Here is a 25,071-nt window from a genome sequence, read left to right as displayed (position 1 = left end):
CCATCGCCTTGATGCGGCCCGCTTTTCGGATTGCAACTGCCGCTTTCCCCTGCCGAAAGCCTGCGTCGGCTTAGCATAAGCCAAACAATAATTTCCTTGACTATACACCATTATGGTGTATCATACCCCATGACTGAAAAGCGGAAGCCGACCTACGATTTGACAGCTTTTAAGGCGGCTTGCGGGGACGCCGATAAGCTCAATGTTACGGGCACGGCTGTGCGAAGCGCTGCGGCCTTGGGGTTCGGCCGAGAGGACATCGCCGCAACGATTCAGACCATGCAGCGCGAGCATTTCTACAAATCCATGACCTCTTACGCAGATCATCGGATTTGGCAGGACGTCTATCACGTGCCCTCGCCGGTCGGCGCGCTTTACGTCAAGTTCACGGCCGACGCCGTGACCGAGTTTTTGTTGCTGTCGTTCAAGGAGAAAGACAATGACTAATCCAGTCTGTCCGACGACGGGAGCACCTATGCAGCGCGGGGTGCGTCCCATGACCCTCGACTACAAGGGCGCGAGCATCACCTTCGACATGCCCGGCTGGTATTGCGAGGAGTCCGGCGAAAGCATCCACACGGGCGAGGACATGAAGGTCTCCGACCGCGCCCTTAATCGGCTCAAAGCCGAGAGAGAGGGCTTGCCTTCACCCGAGGAGGTCAAGCGCATTCGCACGAAGCTGGGCTTGACCCAAGAGCAAGCGGGCGAACTGATCGGCGGCGGGCCGCGCGCCTTCCAGAAATACGAGGCGGGCGACCTTCTGCCCAGCCGTGCGATTGGCAGCGCACTGGCGTTGCTCGACCATGATCCTTCGGGTCTGGCCGTTCTGTCTGCCCGGCCACATCCTGCGCCTACTTCGCCTTCGTTCGGCGAACTCCGCGCGGGCGATTGATTTAGCTGCCGTGAGCCACTTCCTCACGAAGGTGAGGCACAGCCCACGGCACCCCTCCGCAGGGTACTGCAGTTATTAAAAGTTCTTGATATTCCCCGGCCTGCCACCAAGTCTGCTCAAGGCTATGTCGCCTATCGGCCGTTTTTCTGACCTCGGCGCTCACCGATACGCTTCGGATCTGGCCGAGGTCCTGAAACAATTCAACCTTGCGCATCCGGAGCCGGCTGTTTCCTGCTAAGGGGCGCTTGCGGCCTGGACGGAGAGGTCTACCTAAAACCTCCACCTCTCCGGCTCCCCATGCTCGGCGGGTGTACAGCGGGGGAAGCTTTTGAGGGGTTGAGAAGGCCGCTCAGTCACACTCGCGCTGAGCGGCCTTCGTCTATTCGGCCCACTCGTCACAGTGTAGGGCAAGTCGCGGGCGGGCGTTCGAGCTCTTTGAGGGCTCCTAGAGATCAGTTTTCGGTCTCGCCGCTCTCGCGCGCTCTCTTGTCCAGCGCTTCGTCTATCAACGTCCTGATTTCAGGACGGACTATTTTGCTGCCTTGCTCGAAGAGACCCGGAACTTTGCCGGCCCGAATTTGGGCAGCCGTCGCGCGGCGCTTTCTTTCTGCAAGCCAGAGGGCGTGGTCTTTGGAGCGCATGTCTTTAGATCGCATGGATGAATAACTAGGGCGCTCTCGCCTGTTAATATCCACAAAAACGCCCCGCGCTTACATCCGGCGTCGGGGCGTTTCTCTTGCCGAGCGCGGAGGGGGTGCCCGGATCGTTTGAAACCTAAGCCTATGATTCTGTGAAAACAAGACGATCAAGCGGCCATCGTCCGAACGCGTTACCCCCTAATTACTTTTGCTGCCGACCGGCAGCGGCAGGCGTCGAGTTTATCCCCGAGAACGGTGGCGACGCGGGCGTCCGGTTGCGGAAGGCGAAGGCGGAATGATTGATCGCCCCACGGCTACGATTACGCAGTCTCGAATAAGCCGCAGTGGCTACCGGAAGACGAATTTTGCCGGTTGGCGACCCGGCGTCTGGAGATCATCTATCAATCAGCTCGTTGTGCCTGGTTCTTGCGAAACGTCGCGGGAGACACGCCGAAAGTCCGTTTGAATGCGCGGCTGAAGGAAGCTGCCGATTCATAGCCGCAGTGTTCCGCCAAGCGATCAACCGTAATCCTGGTCTCGACAAGCCGGCGGGCGGCGATCTGCATGCGCCAATGGGTGCAGGACTGTCGCGAGTCGTTTGTCAGACATGGCCGCGAAAATGCCCCTGCTGATTGCGCCAGTTTCGATCAAGTACCGCAAGATTATGAAAGAGCGCAGCGCTGAATGGGTAAGGCGTCTTTCTCGTCTGCGTCGTGATCATCGCGGCCCTCGACGTTCTCCAAGCCTCCGGCCGGATCATCCTCAATATCGTCTCGCGCCTCGGGAATTTCGCTCGCAACTGACTTTCGTCACTCACCCCCACGCGACCGCCTCGATATGTTCGCGCCCGGTTTCTCTCGCGCGCAAGAGGACCTTTCCATGTGCAACTTTCAGACGGCCTTGACTGCTGACCGCTTGTCGTCGTTCCGGGCCGAATGCGTGCTCTTGGCGCTGCAAACCAACGTGGATGTGTTGCCTGCCGCCACCCTAGACTTCCGATGAGGCGCGGAGGGCCTCGGCGGACCCGCCCGTGGGCTACATGCTCCGCGAGATAGCCGATTCGAGACGACCTCATTTCGCGGTTCGAGCCCGCGTCCACTCATCGCCCGCGGATTTACTGAGACCAGCCCATGTCGCTCTCCGAGAACATCAAAGATAATGGTCGCGTCGGATCGGTTTATTTCGGCTTTGATGGCACCGGCCGCGCGTGGCAGGCACGCCGCGCAATCGATAGTTCTAGCCGATCGCGTCCTTGCACGCCCGCGCCCTCTGGAAGTTCGCCGGCGCCGAGGCGTAGTAATGACCGCTGGGCCGAAGCAGAGAGCCCGACGGTCGTGGAGCTTGTCGCGATGATGAGCGCTCACCGTCGAATGGGCGAGGCGCTACGAGGCCGGCACCCGAATGATTTCGTGTGAGCTGCGGACGAAGCGCTCGCCGCCCGCGTGGCCTATGCGTTCGCCGTGACCCTCTCGGCGCAAACCTACTGGGGCGCCTGACCGCGCGCCCATTACCCGGCGGCCCCGCCGCAAACCCAAGGAGAAACCCCGAATGACTGACACGCTTCTTCACGATCCCGCGCGCTGCGGCGTGCTCTTGTCGCTTGAAGACCACGCCGTCAAAGCTGCCGGGCTCGCCCGCGCCATGCGGTTGGCGCTTCGCGAGGCGGACCTATCGGACCCGCGCGACGCTGCGGCCCTCCAATCGCTGGCCTGTGACGCCGCAGATTATACGAGCGCTTGAGCGCATCTCATCACCAACCCGCCGTCCGCCTGATCCTCGTGCCCCGGCCACCTGGCGGCGGGGCTCTTCCGAAGCAACCGACAAAGACGAGCGCACAATCCGCCGCCGCCCCTCGCGGAGAAGTCCCAGGCGACAACTATTCCGCCATCGTAGGGATCGATCTCGATAAGCGCGCGGAATTACACACAGAAAATGACGCTATTCATGCCTTATCAACCTATAGCTAGTTGGACGAAAGTTGCATTTCGGATGGTGGACCGCCCTGCCACAATCGGCAGGAAAATTTGACCGTTTGCTCCGCCGCGAAGCCAGGTCCTGGAGGCGGGGGGGAACTGTGTCGCCTTTATCGTCTGCCGCAGTACAGCAGCCTGTCCAGGCGTCGAGCCTGAGCATTTCAGCCGTGTTACCTGTGCAGTTGGCTTTATCCAGAATGAGCAAGAGGCTGCCCCTTGGCCGGGACCCGCATTCGAGCCTGGGTCGCGCCGCGCGAGGACTGAAGCAAGGTTCTGATGAACGAGGGCTGAAATGAGCAGTCCATATTCTGAGTTGGGTTGTTTTTGGGCCGCTGCCGCAGGCAGGGAGAAACTCGTTGCACACGCGACAGTGAATACTGTCTTTCTCGTTGTATCTTGAAGGAAAATCTTCATAGTCAGGGCCTCCTATGACTTGCACCTATCTAACTTGAAAATGACCGGGGCCTTTGTTTTCCAGCCGCACCCCCGCCCCACCGCCGCTCGGGATGAACTCGACGCCTGCCGCTTCTCGGGCGACGCGGGAAGAGAATGCAGCCTCGTCCTGAAAACGCAAAATACCCCTGCCGTCCGACCGCCTGTCTCCTACACTAACGACGTGAAACGCGAGATGCTCCAGCGGGAGGGATTGCCGCTCGAGCTGATGGCAGATTTCGTGCTCGACCATCGCATCCCTCCGGCCTTGGGAGGCGCGCCCGCCGATCGGCGCAACCTGATCTTGCAGGATCACGACGACTCGGAAGCGAAAGACCGCGTCGAGGTCTGCCTCGCCCGCGCGGTCTGCGCCGGGACGATCGACCTCGAGGCCGCGCGGCAGGCTATTTGGACGGACTGGAAGAGTGCTGGACGCCTATGCGACGGGGAGCGCCGGTAACGCCGTGCGCCGGGCAGAGCGGGGCGCGGGTGCGCGAAAATGGCCAGGGCACTACCTTGGTAGCCGAGAAGGCTCTGGCGCACCCGCAGAGCTCTGAGCTGATTTGTTGGCAAGAGGGTAGGCTGAGAAGCGCCCCGACGCCGGATGTAAGCCCGGGGCGTTTTTGTTGTGCCGACTTGGACGCGAGAGATGGCTCCAACAAAGTTCGTTGCGGAGGGAACGGTGAGCCTGCAGTGAAGTTCCCATCTCATACGATGGCGGGAGAGCCGCTAATGGCAAGCGAATTGGAAATGACGGCTGCGGCGCTTGAAGCGACGCAGGAAATTATTCGAATAAGCAAGACTGAGCTCAATGGAATAAAGGGGCGGCAGAAAGACGCCGCGTTAGAGCAAGGCGTTCAACCAGCGAGCGATCTAGGCAAGGATGTTGCGCAGACCGACCCGCTTGGGAAAGTGCCTCCCCACCGTTGATCCTTGCGGAGGCGGGAACGTGACCCTCATCAAGACCCAAGCGGCCAGATTGGCAGAAGAAAGACGCCGCATCAGAGCGGCCAAAATTCGGGCTGGCCAGATCGCCGGACTATTCGAAAAAGGCAGCAGAAAAGTTCGTCCCGAGATCAGGGCGCTGATAGACGAAGCGCTCGCCAAGCGAGCGAGCGAAAGCGGCCAGGCTAGAAACTGACATCGCTGCGGCTGCTCAGGACATCTTGTTGCACCCTCCCCGCCATGGACCACAGGAACATGCGCGACCTCGGGATGAGCGCTCTCCGGCCGTGCGCGCCGGGCGAGGACGACGTCTCTCGCCTTCTTAAATTGGCCGAGGTTCCCTCGCTGCAGCCGGCGGCTGCGGCGCGACCGTCAGAAGATGCGCCTCGGTGGCCTATCCCATTGGGCAGAAGCAACCGCCGGAACGTTAATGTTTCCGCGCCCCGATCCGCGCCAAGAGATTATAACCCAACAGGCCGCCGAGCGCGGCTCCCCCCAGCGCCGCAATCGCGCCGGCGGCGCCGAGACCCGCTACTGCGCCCAGAACCGCACCGGTCCCTGCGAAAATATAGCGATTTTTCTGTTGGTTGGGATTGCGATCGCTGTCGGCCATGGTCTGCTCTCCAGTTGCCTGACACATGGGGCGAGCGGGTCGAGGGGCGAGCCCTAAGGCGCCGGGCTGCCCGACTTCTGTCCGGACAGGTCGCAGTAGGGGGCGAGTGGCGGAGAGCATAATCAAGCCGGCTCGACCGCCTCAATCAGCGCCGGATCATCGTCCCCGGCGCCCGCCCGGTTCACCCGGGTCGACACCACCCATTCCCGCAAGGCGTCCTCGGGCGGCGGGTGCAGGAGCGCGGGCGGATAGTCGCCGTGCATCCATGCCCCCGCGTCGCACCAGTCGAGAATGACCGGCATGCGGTCGTGAAAGGGCTGCGTCCACTCATGTGCGGGCCCCACGATGATAGTTGCGGATTCGATAGGCTCGTTCGTCTCCGGATTGCGCCAGCACTCCCAAAAGGCCCGCAAAGGCCAGCGGGCGGCCGTCTGGGGCCGAGAAATAGTGCGGCGTCTTCGCGCCCGGCTTGCCGGTCCACTCATAGAAGCCCGAGGCCGGGATAATGCAGCGGTGCGACTTGAACGCCGAGCGGAACATCGGCTTTTCGGCAAGTGTCTCGGCGCGGGCGTTGAAGGTCGACGGCAGTTCGTTGAGCGGCTTCTTCCACCATGATGGGATGAGGCCCCAGCGCATCGAGACGAGCTCGCGGCCGGCCCCCCAAGCCGTAGGACGTCGATCGGCGTGGTAGGCGCAATGTTGTAGCGCGGCCGTAGATTGCGCGCCGGGCCGATTACGCTCAGGAAGCGCTCGACCTCCGCCCATGTATAGGATTGCGTGAACCGTCCGCACATGGGGTCGATATTAACGCCGCACTCTCATCGGCGCTATTGCGTGCCGATCGCGGGGCCGGACCTATCCGCGCGGCTGCGCCAGCCATAGCCCCGCGCTGTGCCCATCGCAAGCCAGCTATTTGCTGGCAACCAGTAGCTCAAACAGTTGGTTGAAGTCGGCCTTCTCGGTCTTGATGAAAACCCCGCGATAGCCGTTGCAGCCGATGGCTATCGTATACTCACCCCCGGAATACGCCCACCCCTGTTGGGGTATCCATTGCATGCCGCTCAGTTTGGAGAATGCTTCGGCAAGCGCGTTGAAGTTGGTCGTTACAGACGCACAGAACTGTGCAGCCGCAGCCATCTCAGTCATCCCGGGCGGCGTCTCGGCGGTCGCTTCGTGATTAAGCAGGCGGCCGTCCGGGGCGAACTCAAATGCGAGGACGACGCCATCCAATTTTGCAAGGTCGGTCAATGCCGCCATTTTTCTCTCCACCTTTGCGACGGTCACCGCGGCGCCGCGCACCCGCTTATTCGCTCGCTTCGCGCATCCCGGCGCTCACGTTGCGCGACGGCCATGCCCCGGGCGGAATAGGCCTTGTTTTCGTCACAGCGGGCGCTGAGAACTCATTCGTTCCGGCCCCTGCCAGGAACCCGGAGCGAGAAACGCCCCGACCGCAAAGGCAGCGGCGGGGCGTTTTGCTTGAAGTATGGAGTAGGCCGGGCGGCTAGAACGGGCCAAGCCCCATGCCAAACAGACCTCCGCCATAACAGCCCGTTGACGAAGTCGCGTCTGACTGATTCCGTTTCCAAGTGAGATTCGGCCGAGGTTGGTTCGATGGCGATGCGGCGTGAGACGGGGACGCAGGAAGATCTGGTTGTCGGCTGGGCGGATCTGCCGCGCTCTCCGGGGCACGCATTTTACGACGAGCTTCAGAAGGTTCTACTGGACGCGGGCTTCGACGTTTTCGTCGAGAACGCCTGCAAGCCCTACTACGCGGCGAAGATGGGCGCGCCCTCGTTGCCACCAGGGCGCTATTTCCGCATGCACATGGTGGGCTACTTCGAAGGGCTCGACAGCGAACGCGGCATCGTATGGCGCTGCGCGGATTCCTTTTCGTTGCGGGATTTCTTGCGGCTATCGACGCGCGAGAAAGTCCCGGATCATTCATGGCTGTCGAAGACGCGCTCGCGTCTGCCGCATGAGGTTCACGAGAAGGTATTCGGTTTCATCTTGAAGCTCGTCGCCGAGCGCGGCCTCGTGAAGGGCGAGCGCATCGGCGTCGACGGCTCGACCATGGAGGCGAACGCGGCGCTGCGCAGCATCGTGCGGCGCGACAATGGCGAGACCTATCGCGCAATGCTCGAGGGCATGGCGAAGGAAAGCGGGATCGCGACGCCGAACGCCGAGGATTTGGCGCGTTTCGACCGTAAGCGCAAAGGCAAGAAGCTCTCGAACGACGATTGGACGAGCGCCACGGACGCCGAGGCGAAGATCGCGCGGATGAAGGACGGAACGACGCATCTCGCCTACAAGCCGGAACATGCGGTCGACCTCGACACAGGCGTGATCGTCGCCGCGCCGATCCACGAGGCGGACAAGGGCGATACGACGACGCTTGGCGACACGCTGGAGACGGCGAAGGCCAATCTCTCGGCTGTCGGCCTCGCGCCGACGCCGGACGATCCTTGCGAAATCATCGCGGACAAAGGCTATCATTCGCGCGAGGTTTTGAAAGGCCTTGACGACGGCGAGTGGAAGAGCCGGATCAGCGAGCCTTTGCCGGCGAAGGGCTATTTGCGCTGGCATGGAGACGAAGAAGCGCGCGACGCCGTTTACGCCAACCGCGCACGGCTGAAATCGGGCGTTGGACGCGCCGCCATGCGCAAGCGCGGTGAGCTGGTCGAACGCAGCTTCGCCCATGTGCTGGATGGCGGCGGCATGCGCCGGGCTTGGCTTCGCGGTCGCGAGAACATCGCCAAGCGCTATCTGATCCACGTCGCAGGCTTCAATCTTGGCGTCCTGATGCGCGCCCTCGTCGGCTGCGGGACGCCAAGAGAACGCGCCGAGGCGGCCAGAAACGCCTTTTTGTTCGTTATTCGGACAGATAGCGCCACGGGCATCGTCATCATCGCCGACATCGGCGGCGCGCCGGCCTTGCTCGCCGTCATCGCCGCTCCGGAACCCGATTAATCAAGCTGCGACTTCGTCACCGCGCTGATAACCCCACGCGCCGCAACCGCCATATGCTGGATAGGCAGTGCCGTGGACTCCGCAACCGCTTGGATAGGCGGATCCGTAGGCAGCTAAAGGCGCCGCAGCAGCGTAGGTTCCGATGCGATAGCGTGGCCAGCCGTAATACCAGCCCATGTGCCAACGATGGTGATGATGCCGATAGGGGCGCCAATCAACCTGATTGGTGGATGACGACAGGCTGACGCTGGCCTTGTCGGTGATGCTCATGACGCCGGCGAACGATGAGGTCGGCACGAGGGAAACGGCAACCGTGGCGCAAAGCGCAGCCGTCGAACCCATGGCTCTCAAACTAGACATCTGGGCCTCCTGCAGAGTGCTGGAGACCCGCCAGTTAGATCGTCAGACGACCGCGTCGAGTGGCTCGGTTAGAAATATCGGCCGGCCGGAATCCCGCGCCCTTCACAGGATTTGAGTGTGTGAGACTGTCGCAGGCGCCTGGCCTGATCTGACGGCCCGTTGCATCTTTAGCGGCGGGCCGTCTTTCCATTAAGGCGCCCGCCCTGCGCGCGGGCAGTGCTGGACAGCCTCTCCGGCTCATTCCCGGCCTATGGCCCGGCGCTCAGCATGATACGCAGGATGAGACATGCCCCCAAAATTAGGGCTGCAAGGGCGATTGTGTGTTCAGCCATTGGCGCGCTCCTAAATCCGCCGCCAAGATCACAAGATTAAAGTTCTATTGGGAGAGCTGGAAAGCTGCCGCATAGTGGCCGGACGATCGACCTTCGGCCAGGATTGGACGCAATATCGGGCGAGCGGGCTTGGCCCTTTTTCCGAATGTTAGATGGTCGGAGTGGCGGGATTCGAACCCACGACCCCTTGTCCCCCAGACGAGTGCGCTAACCGGATTGAGGGCTAGTCGAACCATCCAAACATGCTGTTTATATTAAATACCGGTTGATATAGCTTGTTTGTTTGCCTCCCTCCGTGGTGCCGAGCGACGTGCTGCCCGATTCGTCGCAGCTTCAGGCGAGCGGGATGGGGCGATAATGCTGCTATTTGAGTCGCGAGGGAGGCGGTGAACTTCCCGATTCGACCGCCTCGCCTCGCCCTCTCACCGGCGCTTCTTGATGAGCGCTTCGGGAGCAAGCGCTAGGCTGCCCTCCTTATGAGGGCGTAACGCCAATCCGTTTTGATGGTGGCGAAAACGCCATCGGCAATTGCAGCAGCGCTGTAGCGGGTTTCGGCGTGCGTATCCTTGTCGATCATGTCGAAATATTTCGCGCCCTGCGCCAGCAAATCCTCAATTCGCCACTCGATGAAATTTTTGGCGGTCGTGTGCGTGGGAAATTCGGCTGAGAAAACGGGCGCTTCCAACTCGTTGAGGACGGACACAGCAAGACGACCCATTGGCAAGCTTTTCCTTGTTTTTCCGCACATTGGAGCGGCGGGAATACGCCCAGATAAGCGCTCGCTTCAAGGTAAGGGAAACGCTTAGTGGGAACCCGTAGAAAACTGAAGGGCGAGCGCTTGTCTGGCAGCGGAAGAGCGCTACCGTACTACGGTAGACCTCGCCTCGAGCTGGCGGGGCGCGATCGTGGAGGCGACGATGGTTACCGCCAAAGAACACATGACTATGGCGACGGTTCTCGCTCTTGTCGGTGCGGCATTCGGCGCAGCGCTGGGAGGCGCGACAATCGGCTTTCCGGCTGCTCTCGCGAGTACTGTAATTGGCGGGCTCGGAGGAGCCATTATTGGTTCGTTTATGTAGCCCCCCGCCTGCCCCCGCCCCGCGTGCCTCTCTCCAATCCTCCTGGGGAAGGCCAGGCAGGCGGGGGTTCTGTCTTTCCTGATCTGAAAAGAGCGAGCGAACAAGCAGCTCCCACGGAAGGCGGTGTTTCGCGCCCCCAGTTAGTTGGCAGGGGCTCGAAATAGCTGCTTTTCATGTTGCATCGGCTCGCAACAAATTCCCTTGGTTTCCAACGATTCCCCGGCAATCCCGGCGGCCCCGCGCGACATGGATGCGACATGGATAGGCCGAAAAAATGCGCCCGACCTGGGAGTGCGGGCGCTGATAAGTAGGAGAAGTTGAGAATCCAACTCTGGCTCTAAGAACTTTGTTCCGGCCTCTGCCGTAATCGGCCGGACGTCCGCCCCGCACCGCCTCCACTTGCTCGTCCGTTGCTGCCGACTCCGCCGTACGACATCAACGTGACATGTGAGGGCGGTATAGGCATTTGAAGCACGCGCATCGCAGCATGATCTTATGCGTAGGCGGTGGGCGTATCCCTAGCTCAGATCGCAAAGAAGAGGCGAGAGATGACGAATCTCGAACACGCCCCTATGGCTCACGGCGTTAGTCCAAGCAACAGGCCCGCCCGTATTCTCGCAGGTTATTTGCTCAACCGGAAGCGAGGTCCCCTGGCGCTTCGGAAGATGATCCAAGACGACATCACCCGATTTATCGACTTGGGAGCCCGCGGTTACGCTTCAGAATTGGCCGAGGCCTGAAGCGTTTTGAGTCCTCGTTTCCACAAATGCAGGATGAGGCAGCTTAGGTTGGAGCCCACTCGCCCGGCTGCGACCAGCCCGGTGGACGTCCATCAGCTCAGTTTTCGACCTTGCTACTTTTGCGCGCTCTCTCGGCCAGCGCCTCGTCTTCCGCCTGATGCGCGCCGTCGACCAGCCGGAGGGCAAGTCCGCGCCGCACTCGAAAGCCGTCAGCGCGATCTTCATCCGCGAGAATGGGCGCAGCGCGGAGAGCAGCTGCAAAACGGTGCAAGCGAGACGGCGGCAGCCGTATAGCCTAACAGCGCCCTACCTATGCATGGAAAGGGCGTCTGGTTTGTCGCCAGACCGCTACCAAGGCATCCTCACATGGCAGATACACATAACCGCGACGACCAGACGTCCGGTATCCTAGCACTTTCTGGCATTGGCGCTGCGGTCGGTGCGGCGTTAGGCGCACTACTGGCTGGAGCAGGATCCGGTTTCTCCGGAGCGCCTGTCGGCGCCCTATGCGGCGCAATCGTTGGCGGGGTCCTCGGATTGTTGATCGAACGGTAAAGCTCTGCGGTAGCCCGGCGCTTCAACGACGGGGCTTCTACCGATTTAGAGAGCGCCGATACGTCAATCGACGTCAGCAGGCGCACGGGACGCAGCAGCGTAAGGCGGATCCAATGCTTGAGTTTGTGCCGGACCTGCCACGGTTGACCATGATCTTTTCTCAGGCGACCGCGCCAACCTTCTTTCTAGGCGCAGTCGCGGGATTCGTTTCGCTCATGTCCTCGCGGCTTTCCGCAGTGGTGACCCGGATTCGCGGGCTCAATGGGATACCTGGAGATGACCCCGCCCGCGCACATCTCAAGACCGACATTGATCGACTACGTCGGCGTGCACGGCTTTTGAACCGAGCCATAGTCGCCTCTCTGGTCAGCGGGATTTGCGCAACAATCCTCCTAGCGATTGTTTTTACGTCCGAGTTCTTCGGCCTTAAATATGCGTATGGGGCGGGCCTGCTCTTCGTCGTGGCAACATTGTTCTTGGGTGCCGGGCTCGTTTCCTTCGCCCAGGAAGCCCGCATCGGCCTTTCTGAGGCAGATGAATATGAGTGATCGCTGCTCTCCTGAGATCAGAAAGCGGGAGGATGAGCTATGCCAGAAAAACCGCAGGGACGTTACCGGACGTCAGGCGAGCGGGGTCAACCAAATACCGCTCTCGTCGAAATTGGGAGGATCGGGATAGACATTCCTGAGCAAGAGTATCGAGACAAGGGCTATGAGCCGGATTTCGACACGTTGCCGTGGAAAGCCGAATATTGCGCTATCGCTCAAAAAGACGATCCACAGAAGAGTTAGCATTATAAGCAAAACGCCCCGCCGGCACATCCACGGTCGGGGCGTTTCTCTTTGGCGCCGCGCCACGACGCCATTGCGGGGAAGCTACGCGAGCGTTTCGGGGAAGGCAAGGCCTTGCTCCCTAGATGGGGCGACAAGCCGGATGGGCGGGGGAGCCCGCGGAAAATTGCTGCCACAGCCGCGAACCGAAAAGTGTTCAAAGGGTTGATAGTGAGCGACGCTTTCGGGCGTTGTGATCGAGCGGACGGAATGAAGCTCCAAGACCGCCCCGCCAAGGTGGCCCTCTGACGACCGCTCGACCCGGCGGCTGCCCCGTGAGCTTCGGGCGGCCGCCTTATTCATGCTCGATGCTGCTGGCCGCAGAAGGGCGTAATCGCGCGCCGCTACTATGGGTAGCGCGGGATTAGAAGCTCCGTATGGCTGAGCAGCAACGAAACGCCGACCATTCCTCTGAGCGTGTATGACCTCGGCTATGCTGAACGGCATTTGCTGGATATCGCGCGTATGCCTTTGGCTAAGTATATGATCAAGAGCGCGCCGGGCTTCAGGGACAACCATCACTATCCGACGGGCGGATGGGGGCCAGACACCGGCATGGTTGGCTGGTCGATGTTCGACCCCTACGAGAAGAAAATGCGTTTCTTTTATCGGACGATGATCGCCAACGAGTTCTTATCGATCACCGCTAACGAGCCTCTGTTTACGGTGCTGCCAATCGGCGGTCCTCTCGGGAAGCCGTATCCACAGCCGTAGAACATCTGTCCGCGCGCCTCCAAGGCGCCGCTCGATTTGATGGCCTGTCATCCTAAATGGGGGTGTGGGGCTCCACCACTTCGGGAGGGCTCACGCACATGATGCGAGAGCAGGCCTTCTGGCGTATTCTTTCGATTGGCGTCGGCGCGATGTTCGCGCGTGGCTTCTTAGGGGCAGACCCTATGGCTGCGGCAACGGCGCTGGGGTAGGCATAGCTCGAACGATCCTTAATCCTCGGATGGCGTCATCAGGCCTGCCAGTCAGTGCGTCGCCGCCCCCCTTGGGCGCCGGTGCGGCGAAATCGACCATCAGGATGTGGATAACTGTCCAGATTAAATAGAAACTGCACGTAAATCAGTGTCTTATATTTTACGCAATGGACTAGGCCTGCTTGCTACCTAGCGCCGCGCCGTGTGGGAAGGCGTGGTTGAGGTTTCCAATCCAGAGGCAACCCCAAAGCAAGCCGCGACGATGTGTGGTCGGATCCTATTGAAGGAACCGACATGCGGCGCAAATTCGCAATATTGCATTTGAGCGGCGTATGATCGCCGCAGGACACGTTGAAAGCCGCAATCGCGGTGGTGCGTAGGGGAGCCAAATGAGCGAAATAGAGAAACTCCTCCGGGATATCCATACGCTCAGGGAGTCAATCCAAATCGATTGGGGCGAGCTTTATTCAAATCCTCTTCGGGAGGCAGAGAGAAATGAGATACGCACCCATTTAGAGCTATGCCAGGCCGAGCTTGGCATCCTGATTGAACGGTTGAAGAAATTTGAGGACGACGCTTCAAATTAGGACACTACCTTGCTTTAATTTTACTAGGTGTGTTTGCTACCTGATACCGGATAACCGGGCTGCTTCTTTGCGGGGCGCAATTGTACGGTATTAGGTAGCAAACACACCCGACCTTGAAATCGTGTAAGAACCTGACTCAAAAGACAACTATCGCGCGAGCCGCCTGATAGCGATCTGGATCGACGCCAGAACGACGAAGGTTTGCAGGGTCGTTGCGAGGTTTTCCCAGTCTTTGGCGAGGCGTCGGTTGCGTCCGAACCATGAGAACGTTCTTTCAACCACCCACCGGCGCGGCAGCAGAACGAAGCCCTTCATGTCGTCGCTGCGCTTGACGATTTCGATGCGCAGCGACGGAGCCTTGGCGACCGCCGTGTTGACCTGATGGGCGTTGTAGCCGCTGTCGGCCCAGACGAGTTCGAGCCAGGGAAAGCTGTTACGGATTTTATCGAGCACGAGCGCCGCGCCGTCGCGATCCTGCACGCCGGCGGAGTGGACGACGACGCGCAACGGCAAGCCTTGCGTATCGACCAGCGCGTGAATCTTGCGACCCTTCACCTTCTTGCCGGCGTCGTAGCCGGTCAGGCCGTCATGACCGCCCCTTTTTCCGTCGACTTCAGCGACTGGCTGTCGATGACCGCCGCCGTGGGGCTCGCTTCGCGCTCCATGTCTTCACGCAGCTCCATGCGCAATTTGTCCCAGATCGCGTCCCAGACGCCGTCCTTCTGAAAATTGCGGAAGATGTTGTAGACGGTCGACCGTGGCGGAAAGCCGTCGCGGGGAAGGTAGCGCCACGGACAACCCGTGCGCAGCAAATAGAGAATGGCGTTGATCGCCGCGCGCATGTCGGTCTTGCGCGGTCGACCGCCGTACTTGGCCGCCGGGATCAACGGCACGAGCACGGCCCATTCCGCATCCGTCATGTCGCTGGGGTAACGCCCGCCGACGCGGGTGTAGGTTACGATGATCCGGCGTCCACATTCCGAATGGCGATGTCATGTCTGGACGGCGCCTTCCCGTCAAGGCGACTTTGAGATCTCTGCGATGGTTCGTGAGCGCGGTCATGTCTTCGGCCTTTCGCAGCGGAACTTCGCCCGCTGGCCCTGATGTTGTCCGCTGATCCCTTGCCCCGATCACATTAGCGCGCTCTTCCGCGCAGACATCGCCGCGGGCTTTGAGATCAATTCGCTTGCCTTCGCATCAGTTCTTTGTCGCCCTCGACTCCGTTTGCGGTGGATTTATCGCTAGCCGAACCGCTACTCCCACTTACGCCAGCGTTTGCGTCACCGCAGCATAACTCGCCCCGCTGCGCAGGATCGCAAAGACGATGCGCGCCAGTTTGTTTGCAAGGGCCACGGCGACTAGCTTGAATGGCTTGGTCTCCATGAGCTTTTTGGCCCATGTGCGCAACGCGTCGGTGTGAGGTTTGCGATGGTACAGCACCGCATGTGCGCCCACGACGAGCAATTTGCGCAAATAGCGGTTGCCCATCTTCGAAATCCGCCCAAGCTTCTGTTTGCCGCCTGAACTGTTCTGCCTCGGCGTCAGGCCGAGGAAAGCCGCGAACTCGCGCGGGCCTTCAAAGCTCGAGGCGTCCTGGACGCTTGCCGCTATCGCTTGGGCCGTGATCGGGCCGACGCCCGGGATGCTCATCAGGCGCCGCGCAGTCGCATCGGCTTTCGCCTTTTTCATCAACGACCGGTCGATTGTGTCGATGGCCTCGTCGAGCGTGCGCAGTTGAAGAACCAGCGGGGCCAGCGCCTCGCAGACGCAGGGCGATATCGTCTCGTCGCGGGCTTCAATCCGCCTGGCCAGTTCCCGTGCAGCGTTATGCCCCTGCGCCGTGATCACGCCGATCTCGGCCAGATGTCCGCGCAGGCGTTGATGAGCTGCGTGCGCTGACCCACAAGCATCTCGCGCGCCTTGTGATGCATCAGCACTGCCTGGTTCTCCTCCGTGCGCACGCCAACAAAACGCATCGAAGGCCGCGCCACCGCCTCACAAATCGCCGCTGCATCCGCCGCATCGTTCTTCTGCCGGCGCACAAAGGGCTTCACATAGGCTGGCGGCATCAGCCGGGCATCATGGCCGAGCGCTATCAGCTGGCGCGCCCAATAATGCGCTGAACCGCAAGCTTCCATGCCGACGAGACAAGGCGGAAGAGATTGGAAAAATGCCAAAAGCTGCCCTCGTCTCACTGCGCGCGCGAGGATGACCTTTCCGGAAGCGTCGACGGCGTGGACTTGAAACACATGCTTGGCCAAATCGAGCCCAACGATCGTGACACAAGATAAATCGATGCTATGTTTGCCCATGGACGGCGCTCCTTGCAGATGGATTGCTTGACAGCAACCATCTTGGCACAACTCTCTCGGAGCTGGATGCCGGTGCGGCGCCGTCCACACCATCACGTTAACTCGCACACGGTGTAGCGAAGCGTATTTGGTCTTCATTTTAAGCGGGTAGCGTCACGGATCTCCATTCCGCGATCGCCCTGAGGCGATGCAGATGGATGGAGATGGCGGAGCGGCGGGAAGGTCGGGACGGAACGAACAGGTTGCGGAGCGCGGAGAACACATCGGCAAAGCGCTGCAACCCTCCCCATGATCGAAACCCCTGCATCGCTCGCTCTCTTTTTCGCAATGGCACATGGGAATTTTCGGCACGATTGTTCAGACCCTTGTGGGATCGATGCTCGACATCCGGCAGAGTCTTCCGCTGCGCTACGGCATAGGAGCCGAGCTTGTCGGTGACCATGCGCCGGGGGTGACAGCCCTGCTTATGGAGAAGGCGTTTTAACAATCGCTGTGCGGCCGTGGCGTTGCGGCGAGCCTGAACGATCTCGTCAAGAATGTAGCCGTCCTGGTCGACGGCCCGCTAGAGATAGCGCTTCTCGCCATTGATCGAGACGACGACCTCGTCGAGATGGCGATGTCAGATTAACTTAAACGTGGTGCAGATGCCCCGCGCGGGTCAATTTTAGGCCGCGGTCAGCGTGACGGATTTCCACTCCGCCATCGCCGCGAGGCGATGCAGATGAGTAGCGAATGCGGAGCGGTGTGAATGCGGTGGAACAACGTGGTTGCGGACGGCGGGAAAAGTTTCGACGAATCTCTGGAGTCCGCTCCATGAACGAAAACCTTGCATCGCCCGCTCGCGTTTTCGGATGGGAACATGCGAGTTTTCCGCGCGATTGTTGAGGCCCTTGTGTTGGCAGTGCTCTACTTTCGGCATGATCTTGCGCCGGGCGGCTCCGTAGGAGCCGAGTTTGTCGGTGATCATGCGCTTGGGAGGACAACCTTGCTTGCACAAAAGCCGCTCCAACAACCGTTTGGCGGCTCGCGTATCGCGGCGGATCTGGACGATTTCGTCGAGCACGTATCCGTCTTGATCGACGGCGCGCCAGAGGTAGCGTTTTTCGCTGTTGATCGTGACCACCACTTCGTCGAGATGCCAGATGTCTTGTCGGCTCGGCTTCTTTCGCCTCAAGCACCGGACATAGTCCGGTCCGAATTTGTGAGCCCAGACGCGAACGGTCTCGTAGGAAACCACGATCCCGCGTTCGAGCAGCAATTTCTCGACCAGCCGTAGGCTCAGGGGAAATCGAAAATACAGCCACACTGCGTGGGCGATGATCTGCGGCGGAAAGCGGTGGCGCTTGTAGCTGACGGGGGGCTCGCTCATCCGAGCCGTATCGCCCGGAACTACCTACGCCGAAGTTAACCTGACATCGCCAGGCCGACTGCCCCGCGCCATCACGCTCGATGGCTACCAGGCTTCGCATCGAGCGGCGCGCGAATTCCTCGCCGAGCATCAAGGCGGCGCGCGGACTCAATTTGGATCTTCAAAATACTTGAATAACCTCACTGAACAGGATCATCGATCGATCAAGCTTCGCTTGGGCCCAATGCTTGGGTTGAAGCGGTTCCGAACTGCCTCGATCACCATCGCTGGTATCGAGCTCGTGCACCGGATCAGGAAAGGTCGGTTCAAACTCGGAGCGCTTCGCATCAAAGACACCCGTGCGCCGGAAATCTGGAACACAGCGCTCGTTGCATGACCTCCGCTCATGCCCTCTGGCCATTCGTTGTTTCGTCACGGAAATTTTGCACCACAGCCCTCTATCTGGCGTCTACAGCCCGCATCGAGTAGACAGTCTCCTCACCAAACAAATGGGGCTAGGAGGGCGGGCGGGGTTCTCGGATTCATCCTCGCCCGGTGGGGTACCTCTGACATCCCAATAATTGCATCGACTGTCATCGTGTTCGCGGTGCTTTCAGGCATTTTTGGCTTCTTCGTCCCCTGGTATAAGCCTCGGTGACGAACAGCAAACGCCCGCCATTACGTCGACTTGTGGCGCAAGGCGCAGCGCTGCCGGAATGTGAGCCGGACGCCAGCCTCGCTGATTGCCTTCCTGGCATCGCGCTTTACACGGCTTGGCGTGGATGCCTCGGCGAGCTTCGCAACAAGGGCCTCAATCTTACTGCGGCGCATTCTTTTGGCCTTCGGGGGCGCAGCTATCGGCGCGGGAACGGCCGGCGCGGGAGTCGTTTCTGCAAGGCTCGCAAGGATTTCCTCGGCGCTACGGCGCGCCTTACGAGGCACCGGGACTGCTTTTGGCGCGGTCGAGGACTCGTGGCTTGGGACGGCGCGCGGCTGTCGCTTGTCGGCGGCTGGCCCGGCTTGAGGCCCCTTTCTCGTATTGGGGGGATGCTCGAGTTTTTCGTGGCTCTGGCGGCCGCGGCGCGGTCCCGGCTCGGGCTGCTTCTCGAGGTGTTGCGGTTGATCGAGGACCTCGATGATCCTTGTGCCGGCTGCCTGCCATGGGCGGGCTGCCGAGATTCCGTCAGCCTTTTCGGTGAATTTGGGGGCGAGTGGCTCGCTCGACGGCGCCGGCCCCGGAAGTTGAGAGAGGCGCCCCTGAGTTTGGCGCTTGGGTGGCTCTGCGCTCCCGAGGCGAACAACTTGAACCGCAAAACTACCCCCGCGGCGCTTGAAGCCCTGCAGGTCTGTCGAAATCCGCTTCAATGACGAGTCCTTGTGTGGCTATAAACGGAAAGGAGGTCGCGGCTGGGGTAGCGCTACCGTGTTCCGGCGTTTTCGCAAGCGACACAATCCCCATGACTGAGGCGCATCGACAGCGCGCCGTTTCGTATATCCGCCATACAAGCCGCAGGCCTTTAGCCCTTTACGATTTTGTAGCCCGCAGCGTGAAGTGCGGCCACGACGGCCTTGGCTAAATGAGCACTATCTTCTTCATTGCTCCTATGATGAGCATCTTTCACGCCTGTGGTAGAGCTTGGGTCTATGAAATTCGCCTTGTGAATTGCCTCGGCGATAAGAACCAAAACGTGATTTTCTTCAGACATGATTTCTCTCCAAGGGCTTGGGTCAGGCGCCAGCTACATCGGGGTCGAGTATCTTACTAACAGCCTAAAACGGCGACAAGGCGAGCCAAGAGTGTTGGGAGGAAACAGCGGATGCCCTCCGATAGGCCCGCCTGTTAAATAGGAGTTCCCCATGAAGGTAAAGGATGTGATGCACAAGGCGCTGAATGGGTTTCTCCCGACACGCCGGTCGCCAACGTGGCGCAGAAGATGCGGGAACATGACATTGGGGCGGTTCCGGTTGGCGAAAACGATCGACTTGTCGGCATGATTACCGATCGCGACATCACAATCAGAGCCGTTGCTGAAGACAAGGAACTCTCCCAGCTTACCGCGCGCGACGTGATGACCAGCGGCATCATTTATTGTCGTGATACTGAAAAGGGTGGGTTTGGCGCCGTCGAAAGAATGTTAACAGCGCGAGCATCACCGATGAGAATTCGTCTTACCTGTAGCGGCCCGAGCGTGGGTATAACGCCGGGCCGCTCTCGTTTATCCGTCTTATTTCGTCGCAGCTTCTAGGTGCGTCAATGCCTCTTTGGCGTGCCCTGTAGCAGCGCCGGCATTTTTCTTCTTGCCCTCGTCAATCGCCGCCTCAAGATGCTTAATGCCTTCCTCGGTATGCGTATTGGATTTCACCTTCTCGGCCGCCTCGGCATGCTTGAGCGCGGCTTCGGCGTGGGTGACGAGTACGTCCGCCTGTCCTTGCTCCCCGGTGGCGATGGCCTCCTTCGTCTGGCTGATGGCCTCGGCCAGGTGATCCTTCGCTAAGCCGAGACGCGGCGCCAAATCAATTCCGCGCTCGGCCATGATCTCGACGAGGTCTCGAAAACTTAGCTTGAACCGCAGATACCGCCGTACGCAGAGGATGATGATCTCTCGGTCGAAATGGCGGCCTCTGAAGAGATCATCAATACTCAGCATATGGATTAGGTCCTCTGCTCAGCACCTTCTCCTGAAAATATGCCCCGCTTCCGCTGTTTGCACCAGAGCCGCGGGCGCAACAAGGAGGCGGATTTCCGCGGCGAGAAGCGCTCGAACGAGACGCACGCCTCGACGACCGACCCCGAGGCGTGTCTCTATCGCAAAGGCCCCGGCAAGGAGGCGAAGCTTTGCTTCATCGGCCACGCGCTGATGGAGAACCGGCATGCGCTCTTTGTCGACGCCTGCCTCACGCCGGCGGATGGCCACGCCGAGCGCATCGCGGCGCTGCACATGATCGAGCCGCGCGTCGATCGGCCAACGGCCATCACGATCGGCGCCGACAAGGCTTATGACGCCGAGGATTTCGTCAATGAGCTGCGCGCGATGAAGGTGACGCCGCATGTCGCGCAAAACACCAGCGGCCGCGCTTCGACGATCGACGGACGCACGACGCAGCATGCGGGCTACGCCATCAGCCAGCGCATCCGCAAGAAGATCGAAGAAGGCTTCGGCTGGATCAAGATCGTCGCTGGTCAGGAGCAGACAAAGTTCCGAGGTCGCGCGCGGGTAGGCTGGGCGTTCACTTTTGCGGCCGCCGCCTACAATTTGGTGCGGCTGCCGAAACTGATGGCGGCGCCGACATGAGCGCGCCCGCCGGGTGCAAGCTCGTTGGTCGCTGGCGGATCGTCGAGGCCGACATTTGGGATCGAGACTATCTCGACCTGTGCGGATCGGCGACGATCGTCATCGGCGCCGACGGCCGCGGGGAAATCGCCTTCGGCGCGATGCAGGCGACTCTCGATGTCGAATACGCCCCGACCTCGATCGCTTTTGCCTGGATCGGCTTCGACGAAATGGATGAAGTCTCCGGCGATGGGAACGCCGAATTGCGCGACGACGCCTCAATCGAGATCCAATTCGAATACAGCGGCGACGAAGCCCTCTCAAAGCGAAGCGGGAGGATTCTTCAACAGCCTGCTAGACAAACTAGCTCCGCTGTCCCTGATACTGCCCCGTCTTGCGGTATCGGAAAAGATAGGAAGGCACGATTGTCTCTATCGCCTCTGGCTGAATGCCGAGACCTGCGAACGTTCGGCCTTCAGCCTTGGCTGATTCCGATACGACATTGTCGTGGCGCAGCAGTTCGACCTGGTCTGTGGTCATTCGCAGAAGTTTGGGGAAAAGACCCTGCGACAGGGTCGTTAAAAGTTGCATGATAGACGCGACGGCCTTGCCGAATCCGAAAGAAAGGCTGACTAACCTTCGATCCCGCTCGGTTACCTCCAAAACATATTCGACAAGCTCGATGAAAGTCTTTTGTTCCGGTCCGCCAAGCTCATAGATCTCTCCTGGTTTAGCGCCGCCGCCAAGCGCGAGCGCCACAGCATCGGCGACATCTTCGACGTAGACGGGCTGAAATTTCGTTTCGCCGCCAACAATCGGTATTATTGGGAAATAGCGCGCCAATGTAGCGAAGCGATTGAAGAAGTCGTCTTCGGGCCCGAAAATCACTGAGGGACGAATGATGACGGCGGACGGAATGTTTTCCAGAACGGCCACCTCCCCCTCAGCCTTAGTGCGGCCGTAGACGGAAGACGATTGAGGATCGGCGCCGATTGCAGAAATTTGCACGAAATTGGTGATTCCCAAGGCCTTGGCGGCCTGGGCGACGATACGAGCCCCTTGCACGTGAAGGCTTGAAAATTTTTGCGTGCCAGTTTCAGCCAAAATTCCGACGAGATTGACGACGGCGTCTGCGCCACGCAGAGCAGCCACGATTGATTCTGGATTGCGTAAATTTGCTTGAACGGCTGCGATTTGTCCGGGGGCGCCCAGTGGCTGCAGATAATACGCGAGGTCAGGCCGGCGGCAGGCAACACGCACGCGCCAGTCGTCCCGCGCAAGCGCCCGCACAACATGGCGTCCGACAAAACCAGATCCGCCAAAAACGGTCACCGAACGTTCTGCGCCAATTTGATCCTTTGTCATCGTCCGACCTCCACTCCCGCTTTTGCTTGTCCTGCCGCGGTTTTTCTGGGCCGCCTACTAACGCGGCTTGAACGCGAAGACGATGCGCCGTTCGCATTAACTCGAGTCGAACGCTAAGATTTCAAGAATAAAGGGCTCGATAGTGGTTCCGATCTGCGCCTGTCTTTTTGAGCTGGTGATCAAGTCCTTCTCCTGCACCACGTCGTAAATCTCTCCTTCGGGTTCCGGACTGGACCGACGCGGAGCAAGGCGACCTTATTCGCACTGGGCCTCTTTGGCTGGCTCTGTTGCAAAAACGTGGGCTCTGCGGCTTGATGGGTCCGAGCGCGGGGGAGGCAAGCGATGTCGGACTTCAAGGGACGCCATTTTGAAGGTGAGATCGTGCTCTGGGCGGTGCGATGGTATTGCCGCTACGGCGTCAGCTACCGCGATCTCGAACAGATGATGGGGCGAGCACGGGGTCTCGGTCGACCACTCGACCATCTACCGCCGGGTTCAGAAATACGCTCCTGAGATCGAGAAGCGGCTACGCTGGCAGTGGCGCCGCCCACGGTCGACGAGCTGGCGGGTTGACGAAACCTACGTGAAAGTCGGCGGCAAATGGGCGTATCTTTACCGGGCCGTCGACAAGCACGGCGACACCATCGACTTCTACCGTTCACCGACGCGGAACGCCCAAGCCGCCAATCGCTTTCTGTCCAAATCGCTGACCGGGCTCAAGGCTTGGGAGAAGCCCCTGGTCATCAACACCGATAAGGCGCCGACCTACGCGGCGGCGATTGCCGAGCTGAAGAGGGAAGGCAAATGCCCAAAGGAAACAGAGCATGCCAAGTCAAGTACTTGAATAATGTCGTCGAGGCGGACCACGGCAAGCTGAAGCAGCTGATCCGCCCGGTTCGAGGTCATGAGGGCGCTGCGCAAGGGGCAGGCGGCGATCTTCAACCTCACGCGCGACATGCGAGGCGAGGCCCGTATTGTCGAGCGCGCTTTTGGAATCGGCTCCTGCGTTCTTGCCGAGGCAATGCAATTCGTCAGTGAGCGGATCGAGCTCAAGGCGGCGTGATACCCCGCCAGCTACGACAGTCGCGCTTCTGCGCCCCGCTTCAGGGCTTGCAACAGAGCCCGTGTTATGATCGAGCGTGCGATCGCGGCGAAAGTTCCCTTCTCCTTCGTCACCGCCGACACTGTCTATGGCGTCGGCGACATCGAAATGGCGTTGCGGCGCGCCGGCAAGGGCTATGTGCTTGGCGTGAAATCCAATGACCCTTTTCACTCCTGGGACAGGCCCCAGACCGTCGCCGGAACGGCGAAGGAGATCGCCGAGGGCTTGCCGGCCTCCGCGTGGCGGCGTCTTTCGGCGGGCGCGGGAACGAAAGGCGAGCGCTTTCACGACTGGGCCTATCTCGAACTCGCTGATCTCGACGCTGGCGAATACAACAAGGCTCTCGCCGGGCAGGCATGGACGCGCGGCCTTCTGATCCGGCGCAAAATCGCCGATGGCGATCTCGCCTTCTTCACGGCATGGGCGCCGACCGGAACATCGATTGAAAGACTGGCGAAAATCGAAGGGCGTCGTTGGGCGATCGAAGACAGTTTCGAAACGACGAAGAATGAACTCGGCCTTGATCACAACGAGACGCGTTCCTGGCATGGTTGGCGTCGTTACGTGTCGCAGGTCATGCTCGCCTTTGCCATGATGGCGGCGATCCGCGTTCACGCCAATACGGTCGCGTCGCCCCCAAAAACAATGCGGCGCAAGCCGACGACGTCCAGTCCGCCTCAGAGCTGACGAGCCCGTCGCTTATCCGCTGGTCCATGCAGGAAATCCGCCGCATCGCAACGCGGCTGGCTCGAAAGCGCATCCGACCAGAGTGCGTCATCGCTTGGTCGCTTTGGCGAAGAGCCCATCAAGCCCAGGCAAAGCGTGCTCACCTGAAATCGCAACTGTAATGCTAGGTCATGCCTTTTCTGTTCCTCCTAGAAAGTTGGGTGCGCCAGGCCCGATATCACAGAGCAAATCCATTATGAGCTGCACGATTGGCAGAGAAAAAGGGTAGCCAGGATTCCAGAGCAAGCTCAACAGATTATTGTAGCTGCCATAAGCGCCATAATCTTTGATCCCATCCAGGTTGGCGTTTGCCGAGCGGAATGGAGCCTTGGCCGTCATTCGCGACCGGTCTTCGAGAAATTCAGCAGGACGGAATTAAGAAGCTCCCGACGCTTTTGGATGAAGTAGCCGAAAAATCGCCCGACGGGACGAACAATTAACACGTTCACATTATTGCATTTGATATCAAGTATCCTTGACAACATTTGTCCTTTTGCCACGCTACAATACCCGCGCCGGTCATTAATCGATCTCGACTGCGTTCAACGCGATCTTCACAACGGCGGCGGCCATGATCGTGGCGAGCGCAATCGCCTCGCCAAGAGTCCAGAATTTCCAACTGAGGCCTCACCGGAGATCCACTTTCCTGGAATTTGTTTGGCTGGCGCGCCATATTTAGGGGATGATCGATAATCTGAAAAAGCCGATGACCGCCTCAGAGTTGAAGGCAAGGGCTATTGCCGTATGGGATAATGAGGGCGGAGCAGCTTCCGGCGATCAGTCTAGGGCTAACGCAAAGCAGGAGATTGGCATGCCTTCCGAATGGGTAAAATGCACATCGGATGATGGCGAGACGGGCATCTTCGTCAATCTTGCGAGTGCCGGAACGATAGTCCCTCACAAAAAAGGATCTCGGATCACGTTCGCGGTGAGCGAAGAAAATTACGTAGACGTCATGGAGACTCCAGAAGATATTATGAAGCTTCTATCGGAGGCTAAGAATACTGACAGGCCTTAAGAGCGAGAAGGGCGTCCTGGCCGGCAATGCGTGGAGCATGACACGCATACAAAATGCGGAAG

General features: G+C 59.9%; 26 protein-coding genes and 8 pseudogenes. 17 read left to right on the top strand and 17 right to left on the bottom strand.

Annotation, left to right across the window (positions count from 1 at the left end; genetic code table 11):
• The first annotated feature begins 129 nt into the window (after nt 1-129).
• Together QNA11_RS20265 and QNA11_RS20260 are read left to right on the top strand one after the other, a co-directional pair.
• Nucleotides 130-447 carry a type II toxin-antitoxin system MqsR family toxin gene (locus QNA11_RS20265; RefSeq protein WP_281932610.1) on the top strand — a complete coding sequence of 106 codons (318 nt, stop codon included), beginning with the start codon at nt 130-132 and terminating at the stop codon, nt 445-447.
• Nucleotides 440-892 carry a type II toxin-antitoxin system MqsA family antitoxin gene (locus QNA11_RS20260; RefSeq protein WP_283484513.1) on the top strand — a complete coding sequence of 151 codons (453 nt, stop codon included), beginning with the start codon at nt 440-442 and terminating at the stop codon, nt 890-892. Before QNA11_RS20265 ends, QNA11_RS20260 begins: the two co-directional genes overlap by 8 nt.
• A 452-nt stretch (nt 893-1,344) precedes the next feature.
• On the opposite strand, the gene QNA11_RS20255 is transcribed toward QNA11_RS20260, so the two are convergent.
• Nucleotides 1,345-1,533 (bottom strand): hypothetical protein, encoded by a 189-nt coding sequence (locus tag QNA11_RS20255; protein WP_281932608.1) that lies wholly within the window; start codon nt 1,531-1,533, stop codon nt 1,345-1,347.
• Nucleotides 1,534-1,931: 398 nt separating this feature from the next.
• Nucleotides 1,932-2,096: a helix-turn-helix domain-containing protein gene (locus QNA11_RS20250; RefSeq protein WP_281932607.1), complete on the bottom strand. Its 165-nt coding sequence runs from the start codon at nt 2,094-2,096 to the stop codon at nt 1,932-1,934.
• A gap of 982 nt (nt 2,097-3,078) precedes the next feature.
• Between QNA11_RS20250 and QNA11_RS20245 the strand changes: the two genes are divergently transcribed.
• The 4 genes from QNA11_RS20245 (at nt 3,079) to QNA11_RS20230 (ending at nt 5,076) form a co-directional block, all read left to right on the top strand.
• On the top strand, nt 3,079-3,270 hold the full coding sequence (locus QNA11_RS20245; protein WP_281932606.1) for a hypothetical protein: 192 nt from the start codon (nt 3,079-3,081) through the stop codon (nt 3,268-3,270).
• Nucleotides 3,271-3,957: 687 nt separating this feature from the next.
• Nucleotides 3,958-4,395 (top strand): hypothetical protein, encoded by a 438-nt coding sequence (locus tag QNA11_RS20240; RefSeq protein WP_283484512.1) that lies wholly within the window; start codon nt 3,958-3,960, stop codon nt 4,393-4,395.
• A 272-nt stretch (nt 4,396-4,667) separates the two neighbouring features.
• Nucleotides 4,668-4,865: a hypothetical protein gene (locus QNA11_RS20235; protein WP_281932604.1), complete on the top strand. Its 198-nt coding sequence runs from the start codon at nt 4,668-4,670 to the stop codon at nt 4,863-4,865.
• 19 nt (nt 4,866-4,884) lie between these two features.
• Complete coding sequence (locus QNA11_RS20230; protein ID WP_281932603.1) at nt 4,885-5,076, top strand: hypothetical protein; 192 nt, start codon at nt 4,885-4,887, stop codon at nt 5,074-5,076.
• A gap of 231 nt (nt 5,077-5,307) precedes the next feature.
• Here QNA11_RS20230 and QNA11_RS20225 read toward each other — a convergent pair whose 3' ends face one another.
• From QNA11_RS20225 to QNA11_RS20210, 4 genes are all read right to left on the bottom strand, one after another.
• Entirely contained in the window at nt 5,308-5,493 is a 186-nt protein-coding gene (locus QNA11_RS20225; RefSeq protein ID WP_281932602.1) for a hypothetical protein, read from the bottom strand.
• 122 nt (nt 5,494-5,615) lie between these two features.
• Nucleotides 5,616-5,906: an SOS response-associated peptidase family protein gene (locus QNA11_RS20220; RefSeq protein ID WP_281932601.1), complete on the bottom strand. Its 291-nt coding sequence runs from the start codon at nt 5,904-5,906 to the stop codon at nt 5,616-5,618.
• Nucleotides 5,821-6,129 carry an SOS response-associated peptidase gene (locus QNA11_RS20215; RefSeq protein WP_281932600.1) on the bottom strand — a complete coding sequence of 103 codons (309 nt, stop codon included), beginning with the start codon at nt 6,127-6,129 and terminating at the stop codon, nt 5,821-5,823. The genes QNA11_RS20220 and QNA11_RS20215 overlap by 86 nt, the downstream gene beginning before the upstream one ends.
• Before the next feature lie 273 nt (nt 6,130-6,402).
• Nucleotides 6,403-6,750, bottom strand: a complete 348-nt coding sequence (locus QNA11_RS20210; protein ID WP_281932599.1) for a DUF2173 family protein — start codon at nt 6,748-6,750, stop codon at nt 6,403-6,405.
• Between the two features lie 354 nt (nt 6,751-7,104).
• Between QNA11_RS20210 and QNA11_RS20205 the strand changes: the two genes are divergently transcribed.
• Nucleotides 7,105-8,460 carry a transposase gene (locus QNA11_RS20205; protein WP_283481505.1) on the top strand — a complete coding sequence of 452 codons (1,356 nt, stop codon included), beginning with the start codon at nt 7,105-7,107 and terminating at the stop codon, nt 8,458-8,460.
• Here the strand turns inward: QNA11_RS20205 and QNA11_RS20200 are convergent, their stop codons facing one another.
• On the bottom strand, nt 8,461-8,820 hold the full coding sequence (locus QNA11_RS20200; protein WP_283484511.1) for a hypothetical protein: 360 nt from the start codon (nt 8,818-8,820) through the stop codon (nt 8,461-8,463).
• Nucleotides 8,821-9,612: 792 nt separating this feature from the next.
• Nucleotides 9,613-9,870: a hypothetical protein gene (locus tag QNA11_RS20195; protein WP_281932597.1), complete on the bottom strand. Its 258-nt coding sequence runs from the start codon at nt 9,868-9,870 to the stop codon at nt 9,613-9,615.
• Nucleotides 9,871-11,639: 1,769 nt separating this feature from the next.
• On the opposite strand from QNA11_RS20195, the gene QNA11_RS20190 reads away from it, so the two are divergent.
• The 4 genes from QNA11_RS20190 (at nt 11,640) to QNA11_RS20175 (ending at nt 13,866) form a co-directional block, all read left to right on the top strand.
• Nucleotides 11,640-12,074: a DUF2721 domain-containing protein gene (locus QNA11_RS20190; RefSeq protein WP_281932596.1), complete on the top strand. Its 435-nt coding sequence runs from the start codon at nt 11,640-11,642 to the stop codon at nt 12,072-12,074.
• Nucleotides 12,075-12,113: 39 nt separating this feature from the next.
• Nucleotides 12,114-12,317, top strand: a complete 204-nt coding sequence (locus QNA11_RS20185) for a hypothetical protein (RefSeq protein ID WP_165056255.1) — start codon at nt 12,114-12,116, stop codon at nt 12,315-12,317.
• Nucleotides 12,318-12,773: 456 nt separating this feature from the next.
• Complete coding sequence (locus QNA11_RS20180; RefSeq protein ID WP_283484510.1) at nt 12,774-13,070, top strand: hypothetical protein; 297 nt, start codon at nt 12,774-12,776, stop codon at nt 13,068-13,070.
• 598 nt (nt 13,071-13,668) lie between these two features.
• Nucleotides 13,669-13,866 (top strand): hypothetical protein, encoded by a 198-nt coding sequence (locus QNA11_RS20175; RefSeq protein WP_281932594.1) that lies wholly within the window; start codon nt 13,669-13,671, stop codon nt 13,864-13,866.
• Nucleotides 13,867-14,013: 147 nt separating this feature from the next.
• Here QNA11_RS20175 and QNA11_RS20170 read toward each other — a convergent pair.
• The 4 genes and pseudogenes from QNA11_RS20170 to QNA11_RS20155 all read right to left on the bottom strand — a co-directional run bounded on the left by QNA11_RS20170 (nt 14,014) and on the right by QNA11_RS20155 (nt 17,547).
• Nucleotides 14,014-14,844, bottom strand: a pseudogene (locus QNA11_RS20170) (IS5 family transposase).
• 285 nt (nt 14,845-15,129) lie between these two features.
• A pseudogene (locus QNA11_RS20165) lies at nt 15,130-16,178 on the bottom strand (IS110 family RNA-guided transposase).
• Nucleotides 16,179-16,317: 139 nt separating this feature from the next.
• Nucleotides 16,318-16,791: pseudogene (locus tag QNA11_RS20160) on the bottom strand (IS6 family transposase); the annotation flags it as partial.
• 51 nt (nt 16,792-16,842) lie between these two features.
• Nucleotides 16,843-17,547 (bottom strand): IS6 family transposase, encoded by a 705-nt coding sequence (locus tag QNA11_RS20155; protein WP_281932593.1) that lies wholly within the window; start codon nt 17,545-17,547, stop codon nt 16,843-16,845.
• 52 nt (nt 17,548-17,599) lie between these two features.
• Here QNA11_RS20155 and QNA11_RS20150 point away from each other — a divergent pair.
• A pseudogene (locus QNA11_RS20150) lies at nt 17,600-17,923 on the top strand (DDE-type integrase/transposase/recombinase); the annotation flags it as partial.
• Between the two features lie 1,120 nt (nt 17,924-19,043).
• Here QNA11_RS20150 and QNA11_RS20145 read toward each other — a convergent pair.
• Nucleotides 19,044-19,232, bottom strand: a complete 189-nt coding sequence (locus QNA11_RS20145) for a hypothetical protein (RefSeq protein ID WP_281932592.1) — start codon at nt 19,230-19,232, stop codon at nt 19,044-19,046.
• A gap of 228 nt (nt 19,233-19,460) precedes the next feature.
• Here QNA11_RS20145 and QNA11_RS20140 point away from each other — a divergent pair, with 228 nt between their 5' ends.
• The gene (locus QNA11_RS20140; RefSeq protein ID WP_281932591.1) at nt 19,461-19,772 is read left to right on the top strand and encodes a CBS domain-containing protein; all 312 of its coding nucleotides are present in this window, start codon (nt 19,461-19,463) and stop codon (nt 19,770-19,772) included.
• Here QNA11_RS20140 and smbP read toward each other — a convergent pair.
• Both smbP and QNA11_RS20130 read right to left on the bottom strand, forming a co-directional pair.
• On the bottom strand, nt 19,752-20,060 hold the full coding sequence (gene smbP, locus QNA11_RS20135; protein ID WP_281932707.1) for a small metal-binding protein SmbP: 309 nt from the start codon (nt 20,058-20,060) through the stop codon (nt 19,752-19,754). The two genes, QNA11_RS20140 and smbP, sit on opposite strands and share 21 nt — an antisense overlap.
• Nucleotides 20,037-20,174 (bottom strand): annotated as a pseudogene (locus QNA11_RS20130) (IS6 family transposase); the annotation flags it as partial. The gene smbP and the pseudogene QNA11_RS20130, both read right to left, overlap by 24 nt.
• A gap of 72 nt (nt 20,175-20,246) precedes the next feature.
• On the opposite strand from QNA11_RS20130, the pseudogene QNA11_RS20125 reads away from it, so the two are divergent.
• Nucleotides 20,247-20,819 (top strand): annotated as a pseudogene (locus QNA11_RS20125) (transposase); the annotation flags it as partial.
• Between the two features lie 342 nt (nt 20,820-21,161).
• On the opposite strand, the gene QNA11_RS20120 reads toward QNA11_RS20125, so the two are convergent.
• Nucleotides 21,162-22,163 (bottom strand): complex I NDUFA9 subunit family protein, encoded by a 1,002-nt coding sequence (locus QNA11_RS20120; protein WP_281932590.1) that lies wholly within the window; start codon nt 22,161-22,163, stop codon nt 21,162-21,164.
• Between the two features lie 342 nt (nt 22,164-22,505).
• Here QNA11_RS20120 and QNA11_RS20115 point away from each other — a divergent pair.
• Nucleotides 22,506-23,226: pseudogene (locus QNA11_RS20115) on the top strand (IS6 family transposase).
• A gap of 57 nt (nt 23,227-23,283) precedes the next feature.
• Nucleotides 23,284-23,952: pseudogene (locus QNA11_RS20110) on the top strand (IS701 family transposase); the annotation flags it as partial.
• A 168-nt stretch (nt 23,953-24,120) separates the two neighbouring features.
• On the opposite strand, the gene QNA11_RS20105 reads toward QNA11_RS20110, so the two are convergent.
• On the bottom strand, nt 24,121-24,330 hold the full coding sequence (locus QNA11_RS20105) for a hypothetical protein (RefSeq protein ID WP_281932589.1): 210 nt from the start codon (nt 24,328-24,330) through the stop codon (nt 24,121-24,123).
• 343 nt (nt 24,331-24,673) lie between these two features.
• Between QNA11_RS20105 and QNA11_RS20100 the strand changes: the two genes are divergently transcribed.
• Nucleotides 24,674-25,009 carry a hypothetical protein gene (locus QNA11_RS20100; protein ID WP_165056231.1) on the top strand — a complete coding sequence of 112 codons (336 nt, stop codon included), beginning with the start codon at nt 24,674-24,676 and terminating at the stop codon, nt 25,007-25,009.
• The last annotated feature ends 62 nt before the right edge of the window (nt 25,010-25,071 follow it).

It is taken from the genome of Methylocystis sp. JR02, assembly GCF_030063565.1.
GTDB lineage: Bacteria > Pseudomonadota > Alphaproteobacteria > Rhizobiales > Beijerinckiaceae > Methylocystis > Methylocystis iwaonis.
This window is presented reverse-complemented; position numbering and strand designations above follow the sequence as displayed.

Bases quoted from the DNA above. Each gene is read 5' to 3' on its own strand.
- QNA11_RS20200 (WP_283484511.1), bottom strand. From the start codon at position 8,820: ATGTCTAGTTTGAGAGCCATGGGTTCGACGGCTGCGCTTTGCGCCACG.
- QNA11_RS20235 (WP_281932604.1), top strand. From the start codon at position 4,668: ATGGCAAGCGAATTGGAAATGACGGCTGCGGCGCTTGAAGCGACGCAG.
- QNA11_RS20260 (WP_283484513.1), top strand. From the start codon at position 440: ATGACTAATCCAGTCTGTCCGACGACGGGAGCACCTATGCAGCGCGGG.
- QNA11_RS20145 (WP_281932592.1), bottom strand. From the start codon at position 19,232: ATGTCTGAAGAAAATCACGTTTTGGTTCTTATCGCCGAGGCAATTCAC.
- QNA11_RS20190 (WP_281932596.1), top strand. From the start codon at position 11,640: ATGCTTGAGTTTGTGCCGGACCTGCCACGGTTGACCATGATCTTTTCT.
- QNA11_RS20175 (WP_281932594.1), top strand. From the start codon at position 13,669: ATGAGCGAAATAGAGAAACTCCTCCGGGATATCCATACGCTCAGGGAG.
- QNA11_RS20195 (WP_281932597.1), bottom strand. From the start codon at position 9,870: ATGGGTCGTCTTGCTGTGTCCGTCCTCAACGAGTTGGAAGCGCCCGTT.
- QNA11_RS20140 (WP_281932591.1), top strand. From the start codon at position 19,461: ATGCGGGAACATGACATTGGGGCGGTTCCGGTTGGCGAAAACGATCGA.
- QNA11_RS20225 (WP_281932602.1), bottom strand. From the start codon at position 5,493: ATGGCCGACAGCGATCGCAATCCCAACCAACAGAAAAATCGCTATATT.
- QNA11_RS20240 (WP_283484512.1), top strand. From the start codon at position 3,958: ATGACCGGGGCCTTTGTTTTCCAGCCGCACCCCCGCCCCACCGCCGCT.
- QNA11_RS20185 (WP_165056255.1), top strand. From the start codon at position 12,114: ATGCCAGAAAAACCGCAGGGACGTTACCGGACGTCAGGCGAGCGGGGT.
- QNA11_RS20215 (WP_281932600.1), bottom strand. From the start codon at position 6,129: ATGCGCTGGGGCCTCATCCCATCATGGTGGAAGAAGCCGCTCAACGAA.
- QNA11_RS20210 (WP_281932599.1), bottom strand. From the start codon at position 6,750: ATGGCGGCATTGACCGACCTTGCAAAATTGGATGGCGTCGTCCTCGCA.
- QNA11_RS20265 (WP_281932610.1), top strand. From the start codon at position 130: ATGACTGAAAAGCGGAAGCCGACCTACGATTTGACAGCTTTTAAGGCG.
- QNA11_RS20245 (WP_281932606.1), top strand. From the start codon at position 3,079: ATGACTGACACGCTTCTTCACGATCCCGCGCGCTGCGGCGTGCTCTTG.
- QNA11_RS20205 (WP_283481505.1), top strand. From the start codon at position 7,105: ATGGCGATGCGGCGTGAGACGGGGACGCAGGAAGATCTGGTTGTCGGC.
- smbP (WP_281932707.1), bottom strand. From the start codon at position 20,060: ATGGCCGAGCGCGGAATTGATTTGGCGCCGCGTCTCGGCTTAGCGAAG.
- QNA11_RS20100 (WP_165056231.1), top strand. From the start codon at position 24,674: ATGATCGATAATCTGAAAAAGCCGATGACCGCCTCAGAGTTGAAGGCA.
- QNA11_RS20155 (WP_281932593.1), bottom strand. From the start codon at position 17,547: ATGAGCGAGCCCCCCGTCAGCTACAAGCGCCACCGCTTTCCGCCGCAG.
- QNA11_RS20255 (WP_281932608.1), bottom strand. From the start codon at position 1,533: ATGCGCTCCAAAGACCACGCCCTCTGGCTTGCAGAAAGAAAGCGCCGC.
- QNA11_RS20105 (WP_281932589.1), bottom strand. From the start codon at position 24,330: ATGACGGCCAAGGCTCCATTCCGCTCGGCAAACGCCAACCTGGATGGG.
- QNA11_RS20250 (WP_281932607.1), bottom strand. From the start codon at position 2,096: ATGCAGATCGCCGCCCGCCGGCTTGTCGAGACCAGGATTACGGTTGAT.
- QNA11_RS20120 (WP_281932590.1), bottom strand. From the start codon at position 22,163: ATGACAAAGGATCAAATTGGCGCAGAACGTTCGGTGACCGTTTTTGGC.